At 55.2% G+C, this 25,058-nt stretch carries 22 protein-coding genes; 10 read left to right on the plus strand and 12 right to left on the minus strand.

All coding sequences use genetic code 11. The features are described from left to right. Positions 1-77 precede the first annotated feature (77 nt). From ACILSQ_RS19825 to ACILSQ_RS19840, 4 genes are all read left to right on the plus strand, one after another. Positions 78-1,139: a WGR domain-containing protein gene (locus tag ACILSQ_RS19825; protein ID WP_395745390.1), complete on the plus strand. Its 1,062-nt coding sequence runs from the start codon at positions 78-80 to the stop codon at positions 1,137-1,139. Between the two features lie 80 nt (positions 1,140-1,219). Continuing rightward, the gene (locus tag ACILSQ_RS19830) at positions 1,220-2,653 is read left to right on the plus strand and encodes a DNA polymerase III subunit beta (RefSeq protein WP_395745391.1); all 1,434 of its coding nucleotides are present in this window, start codon (positions 1,220-1,222) and stop codon (positions 2,651-2,653) included. 65 nt (positions 2,654-2,718) lie between these two features. Beyond that, positions 2,719-2,913 (plus strand): hypothetical protein, encoded by a 195-nt coding sequence (locus tag ACILSQ_RS19835; RefSeq protein WP_395745392.1) that lies wholly within the window; start codon positions 2,719-2,721, stop codon positions 2,911-2,913. Positions 2,914-3,024: 111 nt separating this feature from the next. Next, positions 3,025-3,720 (plus strand): DUF932 domain-containing protein, encoded by a 696-nt coding sequence (locus tag ACILSQ_RS19840; protein ID WP_395745393.1) that lies wholly within the window; start codon positions 3,025-3,027, stop codon positions 3,718-3,720. A 175-nt stretch (positions 3,721-3,895) separates the two neighbouring features. Here the strand turns inward: ACILSQ_RS19840 and ACILSQ_RS19845 are convergent, their stop codons facing one another. From ACILSQ_RS19845 to ACILSQ_RS19895, 11 genes are all read right to left on the minus strand, one after another. Then, the gene (locus tag ACILSQ_RS19845) at positions 3,896-4,987 is read right to left on the minus strand and encodes a hypothetical protein (protein ID WP_395745394.1); all 1,092 of its coding nucleotides are present in this window, start codon (positions 4,985-4,987) and stop codon (positions 3,896-3,898) included. Between the two features lie 41 nt (positions 4,988-5,028). Beyond that, positions 5,029-7,431, minus strand: a complete 2,403-nt coding sequence (locus ACILSQ_RS19850) for an AAA family ATPase (protein ID WP_395745395.1) — start codon at positions 7,429-7,431, stop codon at positions 5,029-5,031. After that, positions 7,431-7,853 (minus strand): hypothetical protein, encoded by a 423-nt coding sequence (locus tag ACILSQ_RS19855; protein ID WP_395745396.1) that lies wholly within the window; start codon positions 7,851-7,853, stop codon positions 7,431-7,433. Before ACILSQ_RS19855 ends, ACILSQ_RS19850 begins: the two co-directional genes overlap by 1 nt. Positions 7,854-7,859: 6 nt before the next feature. Further along, positions 7,860-10,349, minus strand: a complete 2,490-nt coding sequence (locus ACILSQ_RS19860) for an Hsp70 family protein (RefSeq protein ID WP_395745397.1) — start codon at positions 10,347-10,349, stop codon at positions 7,860-7,862. 15 nt (positions 10,350-10,364) lie between these two features. After that, positions 10,365-10,709, minus strand: coding sequence for a hypothetical protein (locus ACILSQ_RS19865; protein WP_395745398.1), 345 nt, complete (start codon positions 10,707-10,709; stop codon positions 10,365-10,367). Positions 10,710-10,879: 170 nt separating this feature from the next. Beyond that, entirely contained in the window at positions 10,880-12,943 is a 2,064-nt protein-coding gene (locus ACILSQ_RS19870; protein ID WP_395745399.1) for a hypothetical protein, read from the minus strand. An 8-nt stretch (positions 12,944-12,951) separates the two neighbouring features. Beyond that, positions 12,952-14,049 carry a serine/threonine-protein kinase gene (locus tag ACILSQ_RS19875; RefSeq protein ID WP_395745400.1) on the minus strand — a complete coding sequence of 366 codons (1,098 nt, stop codon included), beginning with the start codon at positions 14,047-14,049 and terminating at the stop codon, positions 12,952-12,954. Positions 14,050-14,055: 6 nt separating this feature from the next. Next, the gene (locus ACILSQ_RS19880) at positions 14,056-15,018 is read right to left on the minus strand and encodes a hypothetical protein (RefSeq protein ID WP_395745401.1); all 963 of its coding nucleotides are present in this window, start codon (positions 15,016-15,018) and stop codon (positions 14,056-14,058) included. Positions 15,019-15,067: 49 nt separating this feature from the next. Continuing rightward, entirely contained in the window at positions 15,068-15,691 is a 624-nt protein-coding gene (locus ACILSQ_RS19885; protein ID WP_395745402.1) for a sigma-70 family RNA polymerase sigma factor, read from the minus strand. A gap of 408 nt (positions 15,692-16,099) precedes the next feature. Next, complete coding sequence (locus ACILSQ_RS19890) at positions 16,100-16,468, minus strand: hypothetical protein (protein ID WP_395745403.1); 369 nt, start codon at positions 16,466-16,468, stop codon at positions 16,100-16,102. Between the two features lie 129 nt (positions 16,469-16,597). Beyond that, complete coding sequence (locus ACILSQ_RS19895; protein WP_395745404.1) at positions 16,598-18,127, minus strand: tetratricopeptide repeat protein; 1,530 nt, start codon at positions 18,125-18,127, stop codon at positions 16,598-16,600. An 89-nt stretch (positions 18,128-18,216) separates the two neighbouring features. Between ACILSQ_RS19895 and ACILSQ_RS19900 the strand changes: the two genes are divergently transcribed. Next, positions 18,217-18,504, plus strand: a complete 288-nt coding sequence (locus tag ACILSQ_RS19900; protein ID WP_395745405.1) for a helix-turn-helix domain-containing protein — start codon at positions 18,217-18,219, stop codon at positions 18,502-18,504. 3 nt (positions 18,505-18,507) lie between these two features. Here ACILSQ_RS19900 and ACILSQ_RS19905 read toward each other — a convergent pair whose 3' ends face one another. Further along, a complete protein-coding gene (locus tag ACILSQ_RS19905; protein ID WP_395745406.1) occupies positions 18,508-19,527 on the minus strand; it encodes a helix-turn-helix transcriptional regulator in 1,020 nt (339 codons plus the stop codon). A gap of 98 nt (positions 19,528-19,625) precedes the next feature. Here ACILSQ_RS19905 and ACILSQ_RS19910 point away from each other — a divergent pair, with 98 nt between their 5' ends. Genes ACILSQ_RS19910 through cas7u form a run of 5 tightly spaced genes read left to right on the plus strand, consistent with a single transcriptional unit; the run spans position 19,626 to position 25,050 of the window. Continuing rightward, positions 19,626-19,964, plus strand: a complete 339-nt coding sequence (locus ACILSQ_RS19910) for a hypothetical protein (protein ID WP_395745407.1) — start codon at positions 19,626-19,628, stop codon at positions 19,962-19,964. Positions 19,965-19,983: 19 nt separating this feature from the next. After that, positions 19,984-20,406, plus strand: coding sequence for a WYL domain-containing protein (locus ACILSQ_RS19915; protein WP_395745408.1), 423 nt, complete (start codon positions 19,984-19,986; stop codon positions 20,404-20,406). Between the two features lie 30 nt (positions 20,407-20,436). Further along, entirely contained in the window at positions 20,437-23,199 is a 2,763-nt protein-coding gene (cas3u, locus tag ACILSQ_RS19920; RefSeq protein ID WP_395745409.1) for a type I-U CRISPR-associated helicase/endonuclease Cas3, read from the plus strand. After that, positions 23,192-23,992 (plus strand): hypothetical protein, encoded by an 801-nt coding sequence (locus ACILSQ_RS19925; protein ID WP_395745410.1) that lies wholly within the window; start codon positions 23,192-23,194, stop codon positions 23,990-23,992. The genes cas3u and ACILSQ_RS19925 overlap by 8 nt, the downstream gene beginning before the upstream one ends. Next, entirely contained in the window at positions 23,989-25,050 is a 1,062-nt protein-coding gene (gene cas7u, locus ACILSQ_RS19930) for a type I-U CRISPR-associated RAMP protein Csb1/Cas7u (RefSeq protein ID WP_395745411.1), read from the plus strand. Before ACILSQ_RS19925 ends, cas7u begins: the two co-directional genes overlap by 4 nt. Positions 25,051-25,058 lie beyond the last annotated feature (8 nt).

Below are 25,058 nucleotides of genomic sequence, written 5' to 3' on the forward strand. Positions count from 1 at the left end.
ACACAACACCCCACCCCCTGAGCCGGATGATCGCAGGATCGTCCGGCTCTTTTCATTTCAAGAAAGGAACACAACTCATGGAAAGCATCACCCTGTACTTTCGCGAAGGTCCCTCCGATAAAGTGTACCAAGCTAGCATCTGCCCCAAGGATGACGGCTATCACGTACACTTCGCTTATGGCCGTCGCGGCACCACCCTCAGTACCGGCAGCAAAACACAAACGCCGGTCGCTTACCCGAATGCCAAGGGAATCTACGACAAATTGATCCGGGAAAAAATGACGAAGGGCTACAAGCCCGGCGCCGACGGAGTCGTCACTGCGCCCCCCGAGTCTCAAAACCAGCACACCGGCATTCACTGCCAGTTGCTCAATCCTCTGCATGAGCAGCAGCTCGCTCAGGTGCTGCTCAATCCGGACTACTGGATGCAGGAGAAGATCGATGGCCGCCGGCTGCTGATCAAAAAGGAAGGCGGCCGGATCACAGGCATCAACCGCCTGGGATTTCCCACCGCCGTCCCTGAACCCATCGCTCGAGATGCCGCCAAATATCCCCGCGACTTCCTCCTCGATGGTGAAGCCGTGGGAGACACCTTCCATGCCTTCGACTTGCTCACCATCGGCCCCGAGGACATGCGTCCTTTGGGCTTCTCGGTGCGCTATTTGCGGATGCGCGACATGCTCAACGCCTTCGACCATCCGCACATCCGTTTGGTCGAGGTCATCTTCCCATCTGAAACGGCTGGCCAGCTCCAGCGGTTCAAGCAGGAAGGAAAGGAAGGCGTGGTGTTCAAACACAAGGACGCTCCGTACATTGCCGGCCGCCCCAACAGCGGTGGCAGCCAGCTCAAGTACAAGTTCCACGAGACAGCTTCGTTCATCGTCACCAAGGTGAACGGCAAGCGCAGCGTTTCGTTGATCCTGTTCGACGGCGAGAAGGTGCGCCCCGCTGGCAACGTCACCATTCCACCCAACCACGATGTTCCTGAACCGGGAACCGTGGTGGAGTGCCGCTACCTGTACGCGTTCAAGGAATCCGGCAGCATTTACCAGCCGGTTTACCTGGGAGCGCGTCCCGACATTCGCGCCGCCGAATGCACCACCGCCCAGCTCAAGTACAAAGCTGACGCTGAGGTTTAGTAGAAAACGACAATCCACGCTCATGCCCAGGTGCCCTCATCGGTGCCTCGGCCTGTCCGCGTACAACCCAAAGCTCACACATGAATCCCATTTCACTGCCCATTGCGGAGTTAAAACCCGCACTCGTGGGACTCGGCAAAGTGGTCAATCCACGATCCTCGCTGCCCGTCCTGCAGCACGTTAAAGTCGAACGTACGACCGATGGCTGGATCGCTCTCACGAGCAGCGATCTCGACCGTTTTGTCACCGTCCGGCTCGAACAACCGTCCATAGGGCCTGCCATGGCCGTGCTCGTCCCCCATGAGCAGCTCGTTCAGCTCGCCAAGAACAGCGACCGCAACGAGCACCTGCTCATCGACCCCACGCCGGGCGGTCCCGTCATCAAATTCGCCCTGGCTCAGAGCCTCGGTGAACAGAAGGTAAAGCCCATCCCGCTGACGGAGTTCCCGGTGACGCCGCGCATCCAGGCCGAGGCCATTCCTCTGCCGCCAGAGCTGCGCCGCTCCATCCACGAAGCGATGGAGTGCGCCAGCCTCGACGAAACACGCTACGTCCTCACCGGCACGTTTATCGACGCCAGCAATCCGAAAGCCCACTACATCGTGGGTACCGATGGCAGGCATCTGTACAGCGCCAACTCCTTCGCGCTGCCACTTAAGCACTCCGTCCTCATTCCCAACAACAAGTTCCTCGGCTGGAAGGAGTTCAACAACGACGGGGAATGGCAGCTCAAGGCAGACGACAAAACCGTCCAGATCAGTAGCCGGCGCTGGCGATTCGTCACCAAGCAGATCGACGGCAAATACCCCGACTGGCGCGTGACGGTCCCCAACCCGAGCGACGCCAAGACCCACATCACCCTCGCCCCGGCCAAACTGGATGCGCTCATCAAGCTTATCCAGCGCATGCCTTGCCACGATCCCGACAAATACCAGACCATCGGCCTAGAGTGCCAGCAGGGGCAGTTCATGCTTCTCGGCAAGGACACCTCTGAAACTCCATGGACACGGGTTCCGGTTCCCGATGCCAAGGTCGAAGGCCAGGAGGTTTCCATCTTCCTGTGTCGGCGTTTTCTCATCAAGGCGCTCGAATACGGCCTCAACACCATCAGCCTCAATGAGGAAATTAATCCTCTGCGGTTCCACAACAAAGGCCGGCAAATGATCGTGATGCCCCTGCGCTCAGATGGCCCCGCCTCCAGACAATCAGCAACCCCACAACCCGCAACAGCGAACCTGCCGCCATCTCGGTCTGTTCCGCTGCGTGCACCACCAAACCAACCCATGATCACCCATCCCACCTCCGAAGGTCCCGCAACCGGCGAGCCCAAATGCGCCACGGAAGAAGTCATCGACCTGACCTTGCTCCTCCGGGACAAGCTCAACGAAGGCTTCAATCTGCTGCGTGAGCTCTCCATCAAGCTGAAGGCCATCAACCGTGACCAGAAGACGAGTTCACGGGAGCTGAATTCCGTACGCTCCACCCTGCGCTCATTGCAAGGCCTCAAGCTGTAATTCACAACCAACGCACCACTAGGAGCCAGGCGTGCCTCATCAGCGTGCCTGGCTCCTGTCGTTTCATGAAACGCATCTCGTCCATCGTCTTCGACCGACACGAGCGTCCCAAGCGAGCCACCATCATCACGCCACTCGGCACCATCAAGGTCGAGTGGCGGGAGGTGGCCGGAAATCGCTACTGGACCAGCTCAGGCGAGCTGCCTGCCAAGCAGCTCGCCGTGCCCGTCATCCAAAGAATCGAGCGTCTCTTTTGCTGACGCTCTCAACCTCAAACCCATTCCATCATCATGATCGCAAACCTTGAACCACAATCCCTCATCAACACTCCCAGACATCCCAATCTAATCCTCCACTGCGGTGCACACAGCGTGGATCTCGAAGAAGTTGGCAAAGTCCGCACACCGCGCTCCACCACGAGCTGGTGTCCCATTCCGCACCATCAGCTCATCACCACCTTGCAAAGAGCCCTGGCCACCACCAATCTGCGCATCGGCACCCAGGCCCATTCCTTGTCCCATGAGGGACAGCGATATTTCGGGCTCATGGAGGTCCATGCGCAGAAAGCTAATAACGACTACTGCTGGGTGCTCGGCCTGCGAAACAGCCATGACAAGACCTTCCCCGCCGGCATCGTTGCCGGGGCTGCGGTCTTTGTTTGTGACAACCTTTCCTTTTCAGGAGAGATCAAATTCGCACGCAAGCACACCCGATTCATCAATCGAGACTTGCCGCAGTTGGTCTTTCGCTCCATCGGACAGCTGCTGGCCAAATGGCACGATCAGGATAAGCGTATCACCGCTTACAAAGAGACGGAGATCAGCGACACCCAAGTCCATGACCTCGTTATCCGCGCAACGGATGTTGGCGTGTGCAGCAACCGCCTCATCCCGCCCGTGCTTCACGAATGGCGCGAGCCACGTCACGAGGCGTTTGAAGGGCGGAATGTGTGGAGCCTGTTCAATGCTTTCACGGAAGCGCTGAAGGAAGGCAGCCTCGCGGAACTACCCAAGCGCACCGAAGCGCTTCACGGTCTGCTCGACACCCATGTCGGGCTGGCCGCATGATAAAGAAAATGGAAAGAGGTTCGGCAGGTGCCGGACCTTTTTCTTTTAGCTATCACAACATTTTAATTCGCCCACGGGTGAGAACAGCCTCTTTAGCAGCGCGAGAACAAACGATTGCTCGCTCACGCAATCGAAGGCGTCCGAGCCTACGGCATTGTTTACGCGGTAGGGCCCACTAGTTACCAATTCTCTTCGAAAGAACCTTAGCCCGCGCGATTGCCTGGAATTTTTGTTTAGTGGTGAGAACGGTTTCGTATTTTTGCATGTTGCTGCGGGCATGCGCACTCCCAGATTGGGACGCGATATACCACCACGCATATCCTTCGATGATATCTCTCTCGACAGCGTAGCCATTCGCGTAGGCAACGCCTAGGTTGCTTTGAGCACGGCTGCTTCCTCTCTTTGCAGCCAGGAGATTCCACCTGAAGGCTTCTTCATAGTTGACCTTGGTTCCTTTGCCAGTGGAATACTGGTGAGCGAGCTGACTCTGAGCGCTCAAGTCTCCGGCTTCGGCCGATCGCAGCAGTTCCTGAAATCCATCCTTCTTGACGATATTCTCTGAAGGTGATGGTTTATTTGTAGCGGACTCTTTCGGTGGTGCTGGCTTCGGAGGGGGCTCCTGTGCAGGGACCGCTTTTACGGTCGGTCCAGGTGTCTGGTTGTCGTTGGCATTCTGAACAAGAACTGAAGAGGCAACGCTGGAGCTTGGCTGCAAGGGAGGGGCTTCCGGTGGTGAGTTCTCATGGCGGGGGGAATAGATCTGTTGCTCGCCCCATACCCTAGAGGGGCTTTCCGTATTCGTGTTTGGACGCCAAGCTGGCTCCATGCTGCTCGTTACGAAATAAAGTAATGCACCGATAAACACACAAGTCATGATTAACATGGTCCAAGCGAAGCCTTCAGCTCGATCCTTGGGCGGCGGCACATCTGCAGGTTTGTTACTCGGCGGGTTTCCTTGCTTTGATTGAGCGGGTTCAACGCGCTCCTGCGTTTCCGGTCGACCTGGGTGTTCCTGCTGGCTTAGTCCCCTTGGTGAAGGTTGTTCAACCAGTGGATCTTGGTTTCCGCGCGTAATCGGAGAGGGCGGAGCGTAGCGTTTTGAAGCATCGGGCGTTATTTCAACTGCTGCAATCTGCTGTGCTTTCTCCACTGCAGGAGTGGGCGGCTCTTGCGCATCTGCTTGAATCGGAGCTGCGGGTGAATTCTGAACTCCTCCGCCGGGCGGTACCAGAGGAGGCGCTTCAGGGAGCAAGATCTTGTGTTTCATGTGGAGTGGAAAATCTCCAGGGCTTCAAGCGCAGACGTGTTTCATGAATTAAATCTGGCGATTTGAATATGGCTGTTGGCAACCTGTGCCAAGAAGTGGACACCAGGTTCGATTCGTCCCGCGATGATGATTTCTGATAACGGTCTGGAAATGAGCCGCTCGACGGTTCGTTCGAGGTGACGTACGCCATATTCTTTGCTGGAGCCTTGGGCAATGAGCAGCGCCTGCGACTCGGGTGTAAGTTCGAGGGTGATCTTTTTGCTTTTCAGTCGTTCATTCAAACGATCAATCATCAGTGCCAGAACCTGCTTCACTTCTTCGGAACCGAGAGGTTTAAACGGAACAATGTCTGTTAATCGATTAATGAATTCCGGACGGAAAAGCTTTCTGGCATCTGCAAGGACACTCTGTTCAAGCCTGTCGCCCGGGTTTTCCTCATCATCAGCCTGTTGAAATCCGATCGAAGTCTTGCCCTCAGACGCCCCAATATTCGAGGTCATGATCATGATGGACTCACGAAAATCGCAACGAACCCCATGAGAGTCCGTAACAAATCCGTCGTCGAAAATCTGGAGGAAAATGTCCAGGATCTTTGGATGTGCCTTTTCAACTTCATCTAACAAAATTACACTATGTGGCTGGTTTCGGACCCGCTCGGTGAGCTGGCCGCCTTGGTCGTGACCGATGAATCCTGGCGGTGCACCGAGCAGTTTCGAGACGCTGTGTGCTTCCATCAGCTCTGACATGTCAATCCTGATGAGCTTCTGTTCGCTCCCGAACAAGCACCCGGCCAGTGCCTTTGCGAGCTCCGTCTTGCCTGTGCCACTGGGGCCGGCGAACAAAAACACTCCAACGGGCCTTCCACCCTGCCTGAGTCCCGAGCGTGCCAGGCGAATTGCCTCACTGACCACCTCGATGGCCCGGCGTTGTCCTTTCACTCTATTTTCGAGATCAGTCTCCAGACGCAGCAATCGAGCTGACTCGTCCTCGGTCAGGTCACCAACGGGAACCTTGCATCGATGGGCCACAGCGGCTGCGACATCGGTGCGCTCGATGGAGAGTCCAGTTTTGCACCGGGCTCTGAAGTCACCCGAGAGGGAACGCATCCGGGACTGGGCGCAGGCCTGATCGAGCACATCGATGGCTTTGTCGGGCAACCGATGAGCAGGCAAATAGCGAATCGTCAGGTCAACAGCGGCTTCTATTGCTTCGGCACTGATCTTCGCACCATGATGACTTTCCATTCGTTCCCGCAGGCCTTCCAAGATGGCAACAGCCTCGTCGCGGGATGGTTCGGGGACTTCGATGATTTCGAATCTTCGGGCGAGGGCGGAGTCCGTCTCAATAAATTTCCGATATTCCTGTGTTGTCGTTGCACCGATGACGGAAATCTCTCCGCGCGCCAAGGCTGGCTTGAGCAGGTTGGCTGCATCCATGGCTGATCCTGAGCCCTGTCCTGCACCTACCAGTAAATGGATCTCATCAATAAACAATATCAGCTCGGGATCCCGGCGTGCGCGGGCTATTAGGGATTGTAAACGTTCCTCCATGTCCCCGCGGAGACTTGTGCCGGCAATCAGGCTACCCATGGAGATCTCGAAAATGCGTTTGTTCGCAACGCCGGCCGACATGGTGCCGTCGGCGATGCGCTGCGCCAGACCTTCTACCACGCCTGTTTTGCCGACTCCGGCTTCGCCGATGAGTATGGCGTTGTTCTTGCGACTGCGTGAGAGCACCTGAACCAGTGAGCGCATCTCGTCTTTGCGTCCGATTACCGGAGACAAGCAGCCATTCTTCGCCAGTTCAGTCAGGTCGCGTCCCCATCGATCCCAGGTGCCTTTGGGTACTGGCTTGTTCTCTGGTGCGGGAGGGGGCTGCTGCTTTTCGAGACCTTTCCCTCTGAGAATCTCCGGTGAGGCTCCGATGTCAGGCCGTGGTGCGCCACAGGCTCCCAGCAACTCTGAGACGGATGTTCCGGCTTGAGTCAAAGCCTCGTCCACCCAATCGCAGCCTGGGTTTAGAAGGCTGGTCAAAAGATGCAATGGCTCCAGCGGTGCATTTTTGTCGGTCACCATTTCTTCCGCTCGAACAAACATCTGTCTTGAAAGGGCGCTCCTGCGGACGTGATCTCCCTTTTGATAAACCGTCTCTCCCCTCGGCAAGGCTCGACGCAATCTGCGCCTTGTTGAAGTCGTGTCGACTCCAACGCCCTGAAAGCACTCACCCAAGCGTCTCACCGACTGCGTCTCCTGCTGAATACGATCAGGTGAAAGGGAGCTCTGGTCACTCAATATGGACGCTACATCCAGTTCGACGAGCTTCAGCAGGCCAAGGAAGAAATGTACCGGGTCCAGCTCACTCTGGCCGAGATTAGCGGCTTCGAATTCTGCGAGCCGCCATGCGATCAGCAGGGCCTCCGAATGACGTATGGACACCGCTTTCATCAAGGAGGGAAGGGGGAACCACGTTTGAGTATCACGTAAAAACTGATGACAAGCCAGAGTGTCAGAAGCAACAACGAGGTCCACCAGATCACCAAACGGCGCCTGTAGTGCTGGACCGCATAAGCGTCCAGTGCCTTGAGACACCGCTCCATCTCGGCCGCTCTCTCGGTCGAACGGCTGGCAGCTTCCTCCCACCGTCTCTTTGCGGCATCGAAACGACCTTGTTTGACATGAACTCGCGCCAGCAAATCCAACTCGGCCACACTTGCGGCTGCTGCTCCTCCGGGGCAGAGCAGAGACTCCGCCTCAAGAAGGCGGTTGCAGGAAGCCAGTTCGGTGGCCCGCGCTAGGCGCAAGCGTTCGTCGAACTGTCGCACAAGGCGCGTAACCTCTTGGTTCTCCCCAATGGGTGCGGCAGGCATAAAGTCTTATTGAATGGTGGCTCCAATTCCGCGACGTGCCTTCTCCGCCTCTTCGCGTGGCAGGAGATCCCAAAGCTTTCTCACCACGTCGGTTAGTCCCTCAACATTGTTTTGCTGAAGGTAGTTGCGGCCTCTCTCCAGGAGTCGATCCGCGGCAGGAGCATCGATGAATTTGTGTCTTTCCCGATCAAAGCGTTGGAACTGTCCCACCCAGAAGGCCGGAAGTGAGAATAGGATATGAGCGTATAACGTCCTGCCTTCATCAATTCGTTTGGCCAGCCGGTCGGTCTGCTTTTTGGCTATGACGGAATCAACCAACTCGGACCACTCTTCCACCTTTTCACATTGTGCGCTATTGCCGTGTTCCCGTGCCAGTTTACTGAGTTCCTCCTGCAGTTCGCGAGCTTCTGCTACCAAGGCAGGCCATTTGAGTTTCTCTTCAGCGGCATCGAGTTGGAGTTGCAGCTCCAGCAAGCGGGCTTGTGCCTTCTCTGCGGCGGCGGGATCACCCTTGGCGGCCCCTGCGGCATTATCGAGCTCCTTCTCGGACTGCAGGCTTTCAAGGGTCTCGACGAGAGCGTTCTCGCCGGCATTTTCCGCCTGCTCTAATAGTTCCTCTACTCGCTTCTTTTCGCCGCGAAGCGTCTCCGTGATAAGTGCGGGATCTGCCAATGCCTTTTCGACATCGATCTGTTCCGTGAAGTCTTCATCTAGCAGGGGGAAGTAGGCTTCCAGTGTCAGTGTTCTGGATTCGCTGATTCGCAGAGTCACTTCGACATCCGATCCCATAGGCAGATCACGGCGTATCATCGACGATTCGATTTTCAATTCCCCAACTACTCTGTTGCGATCAGCTAACTCGTTGTCTCCCTCTACAATTGGAATTCGGACGGGTTCGCCCGGCTGTCCCGCTCTTAGGGCAACAGTGGTCTTGTAGGCTGTTGGCCAACGTTTCTTTTGCGGTAGCCCTGCGCCCGCCTTGAAGAAGAAATCAACCTTGTTGTCTGCCTTACCGAGGCCGATCGATTTTAGCAGTGGTTGCTCTTCGATGACGGCACCGATTGTGTAAACCACATGATCCGGCACGGCTTTTTGGAGCGTTCCATGACGGTCCGTCAGTTCGATGTGGAATGTGTTACGCGAACCTTTCTCGGCCAGCAGGTTGGCCATGAAGGCCCCTTCCGCATTGAGCGGAACCTGCCCGCTTCGCCACTTGGTGTCCCGGTTTACGAATTCAAGGGTTAGCCTGTCCGGGCAGGAACCATCGGCTCCGACAACTTTACCTGAAATCAAAGGGTCATTCTCATGCCCCACCGGTTTGTATTTGTCCGAGATGTTAACCTGAAACTCTCCTGCGGCGGCCTTCTTTTGAAGTTTCGTGTCGATCTTCTGGGTGCTGGCAAACACGGCGGCGCCGCGTGCGACCACCGTCAAGGGGTCCTGGCTGAAATCGATTGGAATTCCGAGCCCGGCGCTCAACATCTCGCGAAAGTATGAAGCCTTGGTCGGGCCGCCGACCACAATCACTTTTTGCACTGCTTGGGGGCCGAGATTCTTTTCCTTGAGCACGCGACGGCAGATTTCCAGTGAGCGACTGATGATCGGCTCTGCGACTGAGATCAAATCGGTTCGAGTCAAAACTAACTCATCGCATTCGACGGGTGTTCCCGAGGCATCTTCAAAAACCAGGTCGCCGACTAAGGTTGTTTTGTCTTTGGTTGACAGCTCGATCTTGGCAGTCTCGACGGCGTGTTTAATTCCGAGCAATTGGAGTCTCCAGCGCTCTGAGCCACGGGCGAAGCCGGGGAGATCAAAATTCTTGGATAATTGCGGGATAATGAGTTTCTCAACGACTGCCCAGTCGATGTCCGAGCCGCCGAGGAAGTTGTCACCACCATGGTGGACCACGTTGATCATACCTTCCTCTGCCTTGATGAGCGCTGCATCGAAGGTGCCACCGCCAAAATCATAAACCAGCCAATAAGCCTTCTCGGAGTCGATCTGGAAGCCATATGCAAGGGCGGCTGCCACCGGTTCTTGCACCAGCGGGCTGGATACAAACCCAGCAAGTTCCGCCGCGCGTCGGGTAGCATCGCATTGATGTAACTCGAAGGCGGCCGGGACGGTGATGACAGAGGATTGTATGATTTCACCAGTTTTCGCTTCGACCGAAGCCCGGAGTGCCTTGAGCACCTCGGCTGATAATTCTTCGGGCTTTCTCTGTTGGCCACTGGACGCAAAACGATACATGTGCGGCGTTCCCATCTGCCGCTTGAACTCCGTATAAGCGTCTTCGTGACTGCGCTTGCCTATCGTTGCACTTTTGGCGCGTGAGCCGACCCAGAGCGCTCCCTGCTTGTTGATAAATACGGCGGACGGAGTAACATCCTGATCGTCCGAGTTTTTGATGATTTGTGGTTCTACCCCATCCAGGACCGCAATGGCACTGTTGGTGGTTCCCAAATCGATTCCAAAGTCAATGGTGCTTCTGCTCATGGTCGTAAACTTGATCTATTTCTTGGTCGGAACGGCGATGTCGATTTCTCCCCGTTGCACCAAGGTCTGGTGCCACATGATGGTTGGACGAATCGTGCGAATGACCCGTTCTTTTGAAATCCCCTCACGCGGTTCCTCGGTAACAACCTGGTCGGGCAGTCCTGGATGAAAGTCTTCATTGCAACGGTCGATCACTCGGATGCCGAGGGCCTGGGTGGCTTCACAAATTGTTTCCAGTGCTTTGGATAGCTTCTTGATCTCCTGCGGCGATAACACTGATTTGGGTTCGTTCGTTTCAACTTCAATAAGCGCGCCGCCGATTCGCCAGCTTTGGTTTGCAATTGCAATCAAGGCTTTCATGCAGGCTTGAAGGTCGGGATCACTGACTTGGGCCGAGTCCCGGTTTGGGACGCCCGGCGCCCCAGTCGGGACTTGCAACAGGTCCTTTGCGAATTGATGTGAGTCAGGCATGGAAAGTTGCGGCAAGGAGAGTTCGTGTGGCGCTTTCATAGGTTTTTGGTTCTTCCTGGTCATTTAAAGTTTCCTGCCAACATGAGTTTTATGATCTCGACCAGCTTCTCGAGAATTACGGCATTCCAAACTTCCCTGCGATCTAACGCGAAGTGAATTTTCTCTGGTGCAGCGGCAGAAACATGAACATGACCTTGGTAGTCAGCGAATCCAAGGTTTGTATATGGGACCAGAATCTGCTTTTTCCACCATAACGACCCCGTTTCACAGTTTACGCCGTTCTTAGTCAGCTGTAGCGGACCGATTTGAACTGTTTTTCGGCCAGATGTGATGTTGTTTGCAAGGGCGGTCACGTAATTCGGCAGTATCTGCTGAAACAGTGATTCAAGTATCGCTGTGAAGTCAATCTTCGCTTGGGCATCACTTCGAAAGAAGCGTTTGCACTCAACCGAAAACTCAGCATCTCGTCCTCGAACACCTATCTTGTATGAACTGCTGGCGATTCCGTTGGTGATTTGAGTGAAAATGCCGAATCGCAAGCCTGTGATGTCTGCCGAAGATATTTTAGTGCTGTTGTAGCGTACAAAGTCCTGGGTTATCTCGAACTCATCAGAGCGAATTTTGACAGTCCTGTCCCACTGCTTTTGTTGCCTCATGATTCCGTCCAAGGTTGCCTTGTCATCCATCATACGCCTTTTCAGGTCGGGATCGACAGCCAGCTTAAGGGCTAGGCCAATGGCCGCAGTGGCCGTTGAGGTGTCATTGGTGTCGTTGTGTGCCGCGATTGAAATATTGCGCAATGCAATCGCTACGGTGTTGACAAGATTGCTGTAGGTTTCGGATCCTGGACCAAGAGCCGATGCCCATGACGGCAGCTGCGTCATGATCGTTCTCTGAACTTGCTGTAGTTTTTGCGATGGATCCTGGGAGCTTTCTGTAATCGCATTGAGCGATTTGAAGATCGGAGCGAGTTGCGAGGCTGCGAGATTGTTTTCGCCAATTGCGATGTTTCGCATCAGCCGTTCTCGAATTTGCATGCCCGATGCGAACTGCAGGGCCTGCTTCAAGAGTTTGACAAACGATTGATCATCACCAGTAGCCTTCTGATATGCGACCAGCAAATCGGCCACAGTTTCCGCTACGCCGTCGAAGAGATCATTCCGCTGGTGCGCCTCTTTGCCATGAAACAAATCATAGATGCCCATCAGGGGAGTCGCTGCATTCATTAGTTCAGAAGCTAGTTGAGTGCCTTGGTCGGGAGTTTCCTCCGACTTGCTTTGCGCAGCCTGCAGTCGTTGATCAATTCTTCTACGCGTGGGTGCCAGCACCAACTCTGCCGTGCTGTCGACATCGTCGAGCCCCTGGTTGGTCTCCCGCATAAAGTCCACGTGGAATTTGGCCCAATCCATTTGTCCCTGTTCGGCGAGCTTCAACGCGGCTTCGGCATTCACGCGGTCCAGCGCCTGAGGCAAGACACGGCGCATCCGACGCACGAAGCCTGTGGTGAGCGCTTCATCTTCCAATGACCGAACCCGATCTTTCACGACATCCCAGAGCTCATCGGAATCCGCCAAAATCTCCCATCGTTGGAAAGAGTCACGCCAGTAGCTTTTGATTTTTTCATCGCGGCCGGCGTCGATCTCATAAGCGACATGGTGGTTCGTCCAGTCCAGCGCAAACATGTGGAACATGACCGCCAGATTATGTTTTGCGACGATGGAACCATCGTTCTCACGATCAACCCAAAGATCGATGGCCGCCTGACCGTCGCCAGAGAGCAAAGCTCGAATGGCAGGATCGTTCTTGCTATCGCCAAACTTCTCCGGCCAATACCAAAAGAACTCATCGACGAGACGGAGTTCGGGCTCCTTCATTCGCGCAAGCGCCTCCCGGGTTTGTTCGGTGGTTGGAGGCGGAGCGAGGGGAAATGCAGCGGTTGTTGAAGGAGTTCCACCGCCGGACATCTCCTCCATCATCTGCAGTTTTTGAACCTGCCGAGCGACCTCTTTAGAAGTGGCATCAACCGGCAGGCCGGTGATGCGAAAGATGCTTTTTTGATACAGTTCCAGCGTGCATGCCTCCATGAGAGACTGGCAATCGCTGGCGTTAGCGGAATTCTTCATGGGGCGGTCTACATGGAAATCCCGCAGCGCCAAAGGCGGACCTGCGGGGCATATTTCAGCCTGAGTTCAGGCCATTTGTTGAAGGCTTCCTCCATGAGGTCCGCTGCATCGGCGAGGCGGCCTTGTTTTTTCAATTCAATCGCGTCCTTAGCCATAGTGTGCGCCTGTTGCTCATTGGGGGAGGAATGCGTTCCACCCAATGCTGCCTTGGAAACATCGGCGTTCATGGTTTTTGACGCGATGTGGTCAATGCCTGGCTTCCAGATTTCCAAGGCCTCCAGCATCTCCATGGCGTTTTGAAAGCGGTCTGCGGGACGGATCTCAAGAGACTTGAAGACGATGGCATCCAACGCGCGGTTTACATCTGCATTGAGATCCGAGGCGGGCCTGACCTGCTCCTTGAACAGATCGCGAGCGCCCCAGCCAAGGTCCGAGGGGAGTTTGTAGGGGAGATGATCGGTCAGGAGGAGATAAAGCGTGGTGCCGATGGCCCAAACATCCGCTGCGCAGGAGTCCCCCTTGCTGTCGGTGAATGCTTCGGGTGGCTTGAAGCTGATGGTCCCGGCCGCGGTCGCCAGCAGGGTGAGTGGATTGACACGTTTGGCCAGGCCAAAGTCGCTCACACGTGCGCGCAATCCGTCCGTTTCGTATCCGACAAGAATGTTCTGTGGTTTGATGTCCCGGTGAACGATCGGGGGCTGCTCGCGATGTGCCACGGCCAGGCCGCGACAGACCTGCTTGATCAGATCAACGGCGGTCTCAACGGGCACGAACGACGTACCATGCGACTGCCAAAACTTGTCCAAACTGCCACCTGGAACGTTTTCCATGGTGAAGTAGCCGAAGAGCCCCTTGGGGGTTTCCACTGTGTTGGCGTCAAAGACACGGACGATGTTTGGATGGCCAATCTTTGATAGCATGATCGCTTCGCCGAGCATGTCCTCAATATCCTCCACGGTCATGCCACCAGACTTGAAGACTTTCATCGCCTGCCGTCCTAAGAAGCGATGTCGCACACGAAACACCTCTGCAAAGGCACCTTCGCCCAAGAATCTTTCGACCTCATAGGTGTCGCGAATGTTCTGGCCTTCGGAGAGGATCGCCATGGATTTTTAATAAATAGGGGTGCCGACCCTTGCCAATTCGGCGTTGAAGGCATCCACCCCCTGGTTATATGAATTTGTTGCACCCCGAAGGCGCTCATTCATTGCATTGAATTGATTCACTTTTTGATTGAACGAATCGACTGAATATTGGCTGGTACGATCTAGGTAACGTCGCGAGCTTTCGATATCAGAGGCAAGTGCGGTAATCTCATTTTCAGCTCGATCCAGACCATCCTTTTGGCTCTGAAGTGCTGTTTTCTTTGCAAGCAGTGAGTAGTAGGCCGAATTTGGTACGCGGAACATTCGTCCTGACGAGTCACGGTAGACTTGCGTTGACTCTTGCGATGCGGATTTCGGTGTCGATGCCGACTGAGACGTCTGGAATGAGTTTGACGAAAAGCCTGTGGTTCGAGGCAAAGGAGGAGGGGTATAGGCTTTTGGCGCTGGGGGCGTGTAAGAAGGCTGTGAAAGCACCGGTATGACATTTGGTTGCACTGGCTGTTGTGGCTGATCACGCTTCCACGAATTATTTGAGGAAGATACAAATGCAGTTTTTTTTGAAGAGAGCTCTCCCAACATCCAAAAAATCAATAATCCTCCTGCGATGCAGACGCCCCAGGCGAATTTTGCCTCCAGGCTCAACGGTTTTGTGTCGGTTATGTCGGTCTGTGGTGAGGATTCATGGTTGGAACCTGATGTGCGTGCTGCAGGAGCGCCCGGAGTGCTTCTCGATTCTCGTTGGTTTACGGAGGCGGCTCCAAGATCGAGAGTGGATGCTCCCGATTTTGAATGAATCAGCTGTGAAAAAGAAATTTGTGAAGCTCCCCCAGCCTTCTGAAGCATTACAGTGGGCGCGTATACACCCGACATCACCATGGCTTCAATGAAATCGAGTTCAAATGGTCCTTGAATCTGCCCCTGATTGTGGACCAAATATTGGTTTTGTGGACTGTCTTGGTGAGGTTTCACGTTTTGGGGGGAGCAGCTTAATCTTTTATACAAACCACCCGTAAAAACGTCAACCGCTCTGGCTCGAATTGTTTTTTTCGCCAGAACCCAATTGCCCATCGGAGGCAAGCCCGCGATACCCCATCCTTGCAAGCCCCTCCCGCAATTTGGCAAGACCTGATTTCACTGCTTTGTGAGCCGCCTGCTTCGTGACGCCCAGGCTCTCTCCAATTTCGACATAGCTGCTACCGTTTCTAAGCGCATCAATCAACAGACGTTCCCGAGGCGAAAGAAGACTCAACACAGCTCCCAAAGCCGCCAATGTTTCATGTCTGCGAACTTCTTTAAACACATCTTGTTTGGGATCGTTATTTTGGATCTGGCACGAACTGCCTTCAGTCATTGTGGTTGTGTTGAGCTTGCACCAATCGACAGGGTCTTCAAGTGCCTTTGGGAATACGCGTGAGTATCGGAGTTGTTTGGCATACAATGAGTTGAGTGCGTTCCGAATCACCCGGGAGGCAAAATTTATGAACTCTCCCTTTTCCGCACTGTAAGCATCGGCAGCCCGCATCAGCCCCATATGGGCCTCAGATCTTGCGTCATCCACGCTGCTGCCAGGAATATTCGCATATTCCAGCGCGATCACTTCGGCCAGAGGCAGGTTGTCTTCGATCAAAACGTTGCGATCCATTTTTCTAGCATGTAATGAAAAGCGGCTTTAGACACCTGATTTTCTGAGTCTTCGCTGTTTTGAGTGGGTAACGCAGGATAGCCTCAGCCGGAGCGAGGCATTACTGAACAAGACACTGAACGTCAAAGATTTGCATCAAGCGGGCCGGATAGTGCTCTCCTCGAACACCCATAATGACGGCTTGCCGATGGGGATTCGAGAAGGGCACAGTCGCGGTGCGGAGAGCTAGGTATCGCAAGCAAGTGTGTGATCCATGATCATCTAGATGATCTTTTCGCTAGAGCTTCAGCGAAGAATTCAACAATCACCTGATAATCAGAGGTTTCAGTCCAACACATTCGCACTTTTTGCGGCGTCATTTCAAATCAAACGCGGCCCAGCCACCCGCTACACATCAAGCGTAAATCCCTAGCCATTGTCGAATGGTTTCACCTCACCAGTCACCTGTACCACGGGATAACGCACCGTGGCCAGGCCATGAGCGAGATAGGCGACGGCAAAAATTTCGCATTCCACGATGCCCGTACGGTCGCAGACGGAAATGAACTTCATTGGCTGGCAATAATGCAGAAGGTGGGGGCGGCTGACGATGATGAGGCCGCAGATGGTCACGCGCTGGTTCTTGTAGTGGTGCAGTTCGGAAATCGGGCAGTAGGTGCGCCGGTCCACATTCGGGAAGCGGTCCAGAGGATGCCTGGTGATGGTGTAGCCCAGCAGCTCCGCTTCATCGTCCAGCCGTTGTTGCAGGCCGGGCTCTTCGCGGAAGGTGGCGCGCATTCTCCCTGGCTGAAGAGCCAGCCCTCACCCGCCTTGCGATCATGCGTGCAGTGCAGGCAGTGCCAGAAGTGCGCTGTGCGTGATGAGCCGAAGTCGTCAAACGCTCCGCAGCAGAATCAACCGATAGAATCATTTGCTATTCTCTCGCTTCCACTCTTCGATCAGCTTTTCGGCCTCCTTCACATCTTGTGGCTCCATGCGTTGAACCAACCACTTTTTTTGATCGACGTAATATTTTGAATCCCCTCCTCTTGCCCGGCACTGCGCAGACGCCAAGGAAAACCACATGTATGAATTGACAAAAAGGAACGCGTCTCTGCATCCCCTGCCCAGGAGACTCATCGCTTCCTCGGAACCATTTTTGGCAGCTTTGGTCCACCACTTCACAGTCTCATTAATATCTTTCGCCACAACCTCTCCTTGTTCGAAAAATTCCCCTAATGTAATGCACGCCAAAATATGGCCTTGATCCGCAGCTTGTCGTAACAACCTCAAGCCCTGAGTCCCACTTTGAACATCAACGAAGGCGGTTTTCAGCACCGGACTTTGCCCCTGAACAGCAGAAGCATTGACACCGATCCCAATCGGACTTCCAGGCGATACCATTACTGTGCGAACGGAGGTTAACTTTGTTGCGATCAAGTACTGTGCGTTGGCATTCCCCTGCTTGGCGAGTTCTTCCATTTGCTCTGGAGTCACATCTGGTGGCCAGCGACCATTAACCCCCGGAGGCCAGCACCCACCATTCAACTCAAGCTCGGCTATGCCCTTCGCTTTAGTCGAAGGCTTGGATGTGACTTTGGTATCGCTAGGGAGTGACGAGGCTGGTTTTGGCCCTGCTTCCGGCTGCTTGCTCGCAAATATCTTGGGAAAGGAAATTTCCAATTTCATACGCACTTCCTCCGAGGTTTCCGTCGAGTTGAACGATGCGATTCCGCCATCGTGCATGATGCTTATTCGATCACCCACAACCTTGGTCACACGAACATTTTTAAAAATGCTTTTCCCCACACGTACTTCAGAGATTGCTCCTGCATTAGCTGCTAGCGCTTCAGCTTTGATCCGGGCTTCATTGTCATATTTATTGACCCATTTTCCTGAAACCAGCACATTGCCATTTGCAAAGTCACCGAGCACCTGATCGTATGTTTTCACGATAGGGGAAAGTATGGCAGTTGCCTTCTTGCATTGATTCGCACGCCTTGCGAGTGCCTCCCGCTCGGCTTTGAGCTTGCCGATATGATCTTCAGTGACAACTGACGCCATACTAAAATCACGGAATTCAATGACCTCAGCTATTTTGTATCTGGGGATCGAGGTGGTTTGCTTCGTTTCCTCTGCCTTAATGACCACTGCGGTTGGAAAATTTTCGATGCTTTCGAACTCGACGGGTTGCCAGTAAGCCTCAGCTTCATCGGGTGTTTGCCTCATCAAAACGACGCCGGCTCCGAGGACCGACCCGGCGCTCAAGAGCAAACAAATACAAGCAATATGCGCAACAAGAGGTTTCATTTTATCTAATGGATATTTGTTTTGCGGGTATAGGCCTGAATGCCCTAAGGCCTCTGATTTGATCATCCCTTGAATGCCAGTTTTTCGGTCCTTGACCGATGAAGATGCAGCGTCTTTTGCTGGGCTTGTTGTCGCGCTGGAGTCCATAAGAAAAAGTTTCGCCCTTCCGCAAATCTTCCGAATTCGGAAGCTATTCTAGAAGGTGCCCCGCTAGCGTCAACTTCCAAAAACGGAAGATGACGTCCCCTCAGAACATCGTCGGCCCCCGAATCAGGACATTGCGCCGCGAGAAGGGACTGACTCAAGCCATGCTGGCCGCACGATGCGGTGTGCTGGGCTGGGACATTGGTGAAAACACAGTGACGAAGATCGAAACCCAGCTGCGTTGTGTGGTGGACAGCGAACTGATCTGCCTCGCTCAAGCCTTGGAGGCAGACCTGGAGGCTCTTCTCCCCTCCTCGGACAAGTGGAAAGCCACCATCACGAAATTCTATTCCGCTCGGTCATCACGCTTGGATGGTTGATAATCACAATCTCTCGTTATGTAGGGCTGCGTAAAGCTCTTCCCTCACTTTCTGCTTCAGTTCCTCTGGCCACATCACTTTCGCATGGCGCCCGTGGCTGATCACCCAGCGGGTGATCTCTTCCAAACCAGCCAGTTCAGCGTGAAATTCGATCTCACTGCCGTCCTTTTTGAGCGGGGTGATTCTTTGGCTTGGGTGCCACTGCCGCTCCGCCACCACCCGGGCGGCCCAGCCTGTAAAGCGAATACGCACTTCGAAGCGCTTCGCATCCGCTGAATACCCCCAAACGCCGAAACCGCTGCTTGAATAGTTTCGCATGTTGAAGCTCGCATCGCGCTGGAAACGTGTGCGGTGCACTTCCAGACCGCTCAGGCGTTGCAGTGCAAAGGTGCGAAAGTCTCCCCGTGCATGATCATGACCGATCAAATACCAGCCATTCTGGAGCTGGCCGACATGATAGGGATTTACCCGCCGCATCTCCCGACCGCCGCCTTTGAGCTTCTGATAGTCAAAAGTCACTTCGCGCCGATTCATGACGGCATCCATCAGCTGCATGAAAAGGGAGACGTCTGCTGCAATCACGCCGGTGGTCTTCACTGAATATGCGGCATCAATATCCTCCCAGCAGATGGACACGGCTTCCGGACAAGAAGCCGCGATCTTGCTCACGCTTTCCGCTACCAGTCGTTGCAGGCGCGTTCCTCGCAGAGGCTCAAGGGCCTTTTGAGCCACAAACAGCGCCACCAGTTCTCCACGTGTCAGCTGAAGCGGGGCGATCTCACTTACCGGACGGGTGAAGTAGTAGCCGTGCCTTACCCCATCATATTCCAGTGGCAGGCACTTCTGATTGCGGAGGTGATCGATGTCCCGCTGGATGGTCTTGGGAGAAACTTCGATTTCACGGGCGAGCGTCTGACAGTTTGGGTACTTGCCTGAGGCGATGATGCTGATGAGGCGACCCACCCGCCATTCCGCCACGCGACTGGTCCCCATTCGAGCCGGACGGTTCGATTTTAGATTCATGTGAGTCGAGTTTAATTCAGCCTTCTTAAACAAACAAAAACAAAAAGTCATTGGGGTCGGTCAGTCTTTGTCCGTCCCCCTGTGACACCCATGAGGCAATGATGAATACCTCACCCCTCACAGGATTGTTCGCCTTGTGCGTTCTCAGTTGCCTAAGCGCCATGCTCGCAGGTGCGATGGCATTGGGCTTCGTTTTTGCGGTGGCAAGCATCGCCAGTCATGGCTGCATTCGCAAAAATGAGGCCCGGGCCTGCTTGCCGCGACCCGTCATCACCTATCTGCAGCACGCCCGCGCATGTGAGCCGCTGATCAGTCTTCAGCGCGGTCAATTTGTCACCGTTCCTTGGCCGCACACTCTTCAGGTACATCTGCCAGCAGGAGTGCGCCTACAGATTCTCGAAGCCACACCTGAATGTATCCGAGTCATTGCAGTTTGAATCGCCCATTCGATTTACCATGAAACGCCGCTCGTTCTTCGTTCGCATCTTGAATGCAGTGACCGCCGTTGTCGCTACATCCACAACTGGCAGAACCGCACCCACTGTTGCCATTATTGATCCCCCTGTCCCGCTTCCGAAGGTGGACATCGAAATCCCTCCATGGCTCCGACACTGGCGCAGCTTATCACGCCAGCCTGTCTGGGAGAGCACGAATCCCACGGCAGCCCATTTGATCCAGGCAGTCGAGCACTCTCAAAGTGTGCAACTCAGATATTGGTGTGGCAGCATGCCAGGTGAACCTCGGCTATTTTCTCCATCGATGGTGTTCACTGTTGGACAGTCTAATGCTCTCTATGTCAATGGCTGGTGCCATCACCGTCAGGCCCACCGCACGCTGCGTTTGGATCAAATCACGCTGGAGTCGCCGACTCTCATGTGAAAACTGCGATGAATGGAATGATGCACAAGAATGCCAGTTTTTGATTGTGCGAATTTGATTAGGAACTCAAGATCGGAATACCCCAACCCCTTTAGATATTTTCCGTGCATGTCTTCTGCCTTATTTTCAGACCTCTTTCTTGAACTCACGGAGTCGGCTCCTTTCCCTTGGCAACAAGCCTTGTATGACCGCCTTCTCTGTTCAGAGCCGCCTTCGATGGCAGATTTGCCCACAGGCATCGGCAAGACCTCAGTGGTGGCGATTTGGCTGATCGTGCTGCTGACGCATCCAGATCGTGTTCCAAGACGGCTCGTCTATGTGGTGAACCGCCGGACCGTCGTGGACCAGACCTCAGCGGAGGTTGAGCGCATTCGGGAGCGTTTGAAGGCGAATCCTGAGTTGAACGCGAAGCTGACTGCACTGTGTGCGGTGCCGGTGGATGAGCCCTTGGCGCTGAGCACATTGCGGGGGCAGTTTGCGGACAATCGCGAATGGTGTGCTGATCCTGCGCGGCCTGCGGTGATCGTTGGCACGGTGGACATGATCGGCAGCGGGCTTCTTTTCAGCCGATACACCTGCGGATTTAAAACGCGGCCCCACCATGCTGCATTCCTTGGGCAAGATGTGCTGCTGGTGCATGATGAAGCTCATCTGGAGCCCGCCTTCCAAAAGCTGCTTGATAGCATTGTGGACGAACAAAAAAGCTGCGGCGACGCGATGCCGCTGCATGTGCTGCAGCTCACCGCCACGGCCCGGGATTCAGGCAAGCCCTTTACCCTCACTCCAGCGGATGAAGAGCACGAAGTTGTGCGCCAGCGGCTGAGCGCCAGGAAGCACCTGCGGCTCAGCGCGATTGAGGATGAAAAGCCGGCTTCATTGGCTGCAAAGCTCAGCGAACTAGCCCTGGCTCGGCGCGATTCGGGCCGTGCTATTTTGATTTTCGCCCGAACCGTCGATGCAGTTCAGAAAGTAGCCTCAGCGCTCGAATCTGAAAAGCTGCCTCACGAAGTCCTCACCGGCACCATGCGCGGCATGGAAAGAGAAGGACTCATCAAGAGGCCCATCTTGAGCCGCTTCCTGCCTCCTTCCTCCCGGCCAGAGGGTGCGCAACCGCCGCGCGAAGGCACCTGCTATCTCGTCGCCACCAGCGCGGGAGAAGTCGGTGTGAACCTCTCCGCAGACGACCTCATCTGTGATCTCTCGACTTATGAGAGCATGGCGCAACGCTTTGGCCGCGTGAACCGCTTTGGCCTGCTTACGGACACCGTCGTCGAGGTCGTCCATCCAGCCACTTTCAAAAACACCGACCCCGACGACAGCAAGTTTGACCCCATGGAAGCTGCGCGTCAGCTAACGCTCGATCTCCTGCGCCAGCTCAATGAGGATGCCAGTCCCGCAGCTCTTCGGAAACTGGATGCTGACGAGCGCGCCAAGGCCTTTTCGCCACTTCCGACCATCCGTCCCGCCACTGACATTTTGTTCGATGCTTGGGCCATGACCAGCATTAGCGAGTTGTTGCCTGGACGCCCACCTATCGCCCACTATCTGCATGGCGAGGCCGAGTGGCAGCCTCCGGATACTCAAATCGCCTGGCGTAGCGAGGTGGAAACAATCACTGGTGAACTCGCGAAGATTTACGATCCGGAGGAACTGCTCGGCGAGTATCCGCTCAAACCTCAAGAACTGCTGCGCTCGCCCTCCTATCGTGTACGGGAGGAGCTCGCCCAAATCGTGAAACGTCTCGGCGATGACAAAGCCGCCACCCTTTGCCCCTGGCTGGTTGCAAATGATGGCAAAGTCTCCCGTTCCTACTCTCTCGCTGAACTCGTGGAAAAGGACAACGAAGCCCTGCTGCACAACGCGACCTTGCTGCTGGCTCCGACCCACGGTGGACTTTCGGAAAGAGGCCTGCTTGATGGCAAGGCTGCCGCGCCGGAAAAACCTCTCACCCTCGATGTTTCCGATATTCTCGCTGGCCCTGCCATGCGAGTTCGCGTGAAAAGCGCCTCAGAAGATGTTCCCGCAGAACATGCCTGTCTTCGCCTCAAGCTCTTCATCGACACATTGATTCAAAATGAGGACCTCAGTGAAGCCGAGGAAGAAACGTCAAAAACTCGGTACTGGCTCTGGTTGGAGGCCAAAAAGGCCGTAGGCGCAGACAGCATGGAAAACACCACCGCCGTCTATCTTGATAAGCACGTCGCAGACGTCGTCAGCCACGCTCGCAATATCGTCGCCAAGCTCAGCCTCTCCGCATCTCTGGGCCGCAGCGTCATCCTTGCAGCCCAGCTCCACGATCTCGGCAAACGCCGCCGCCACTGGCAGCATGGCATTGGCAACTACGACAAAGCCGAGTGCTTTGCCAAATCAGGCAAACACCCCATCACCGGCAAAAAGCTCCGCCCTCGCCCTGGACTCAATCCCTACCGTCATGAGTTCGGTTCTCTGCTCGATGTCTCCTTCCCCAGCCAGCACAAAGAGTCTGATGCTGATCTTCTCCGCGAATTTGCAGCTCTTTCAGACGAAGGAAAAGACATCGTTCTGCACCTCGTCGCCGCTCATCACGGTCGTGCACGGCCTCACTTCCCGATGTCGCCCGCAGACGAAACTTTCGACCCCGAGTCAGACTACGAGGCCGCTCAAAAGGCCGCCGCCGAGGTGCCCCAGCGCTTTGCCCGTCTCCAGCGCCGCTTTGGCCGCTGGGGTCTCGCTTATCTCGAATCCCTCCTACGCGCCGCCGACTATGCAGCCAGCGCCGAAATCGAACCTTTGCCACTAACCCATCATGCCTGATTCTACCACGACCACCCGAGTGCAGGCAGACGTGACGAACCCCGCGCATTACTTCGCCTGCTGCGCTCTGCTCGAACTTGCGTCCCGGCTTGCACCAGAGAGTGAGGGATGGTTCGAAGACGGAGCTTTTCACATCGCCAAAAGCCCCGCCTTGCCAGAAATCATCCGCAAGCTCACCTCGGCATCTTTGGTGATGCTGGATCTGACGGACGGCACCGCCTCACCTATCCGAATCCCCGAGCCTTTCGGCCTGCGCCTCGACTGGTGGAAAGGTGGCGACCGTGCCTCCAGTGACCTCAAAGTCTGGGCTGGTACCATGGAGAGCTTCCGCATCGCCAAAGCCATGCAGGCGGCCATGCTCAAGCCAGAGTTCTCCACCGAGCATCTGCTCAATGCTTCCATGGTGGCCTACGATCCCGATGATCCGGTCAAAAAAGTTGAACCCTTTTACTTCGATGCCCGCCGCGGACCGAACGCCCATTCCCGTGATGTCGGCTTTGCCCCGAACGATCTCGGTATGACCACTATCGCCTCACCCGCCGCCGAGCTTCTGTGCCTTATTGGTCTCCAGCGCGTTCGCCCTGTGCCAGCGGGCAAAGACAAGCCCCGCCTGTATGACTACCGCACCTGGAGCCGCCCCATCCCGGCCTTGCTAGCCCCCATCGCTGCCGCCGGACTTTTATCTGACCCATGTGCAAAACGTTACCGGTTTGAGAGCTGGTATCGAACCGGTCAGCGCAAACACAAAGCCTTCCTTTCCGCCCAACTCCAAACCACAACCGACATCCTATGAGCAATATCCTCGAACAGTTCGACCACTACCTGAAAGCCGATGGCCCCGCCGCCATCGTCACGCGCGAGCCTCTGATCCCCGTCGAGGGGCCAGATGGCGTGCTTTTCCCATCCACCTTTGCCTCGGGTGATGGCTTCCCTGGTGGCTACAACATCGACGGGGACCTGAATGGCGAGAACATCGCCCTTGTGGACAGTGTAGGCTCCCAAGCTAATCGCATCGAGCCGCTCTTTGCCGAGCCCGAACAGGCTGAGCTAGTTCCTCAAGTCGTCATCACCGCAGGGGCCAAAAAAATCAATCTCCTGGAAGCAGGGCACCGCGCTGGAGATGCCATTGTTCGCTGCTCGTCCTTGCAGCAAGAACTTCAAGACGCCTTCAAGGCACTGCTGGATGGAAATGCCACAAGCCTCGCCAAGATCGCACCTACCTCGCTCGTCTTTGGTGTGTGGGACTCACGCGATACGCAGGCCAAGATGCCGCGCCTGATCGCCTCCACCATCCGCGCCTATAACGTGAGAAAGCTGACCCGCTCAGCTCAATATGTTCCTGCCACAGAATACGTCGGCAACGGCCTTCTCTCAGAAGCCACGGACAAAGCAGCCAAGGATGCCTACGCCGAACGCGGATTCATCCACGTCCCCGCCACCGGCTCCCACGGAGGCATTATCGCCAAAGGCGGCATCCGTCGTGATGCCACACTCGCCATTGCTGCTCTAAAGCTAATTACCGCAGGCTCCGATGCTGAGGCGACGCTGAAACTGCGTCGTTACATCCTCGGCCTTGCCCTTGTCGCCTTCACCAAGCTACCCGGCGGCTATCTGCGCCAAGGCACCATCCTCGTGTCTGATCCTGACAAGGAGCGCAAAACCGATGAAGTCTATGCCAACGGTTCTCGCAAACCATTCACCGTCACTCATGATGAAGTTCTGAAGTATGCCAAGGCTGCAGCCAAAGACTTCGGTGTCGGAGAAAGCCGCGAAGTTCCCTTTGATGCTGAGCGAGCCAAAAAAGACCTCGAACCCAAAGAGAAGAAACCCAAGGCCAAGAAGGAAAAGTAACCGCTCCA

This window comes from Prosthecobacter sp. (assembly GCF_044227185.1).
Lineage (GTDB): Bacteria > Verrucomicrobiota > Verrucomicrobiia > Verrucomicrobiales > Verrucomicrobiaceae > Prosthecobacter.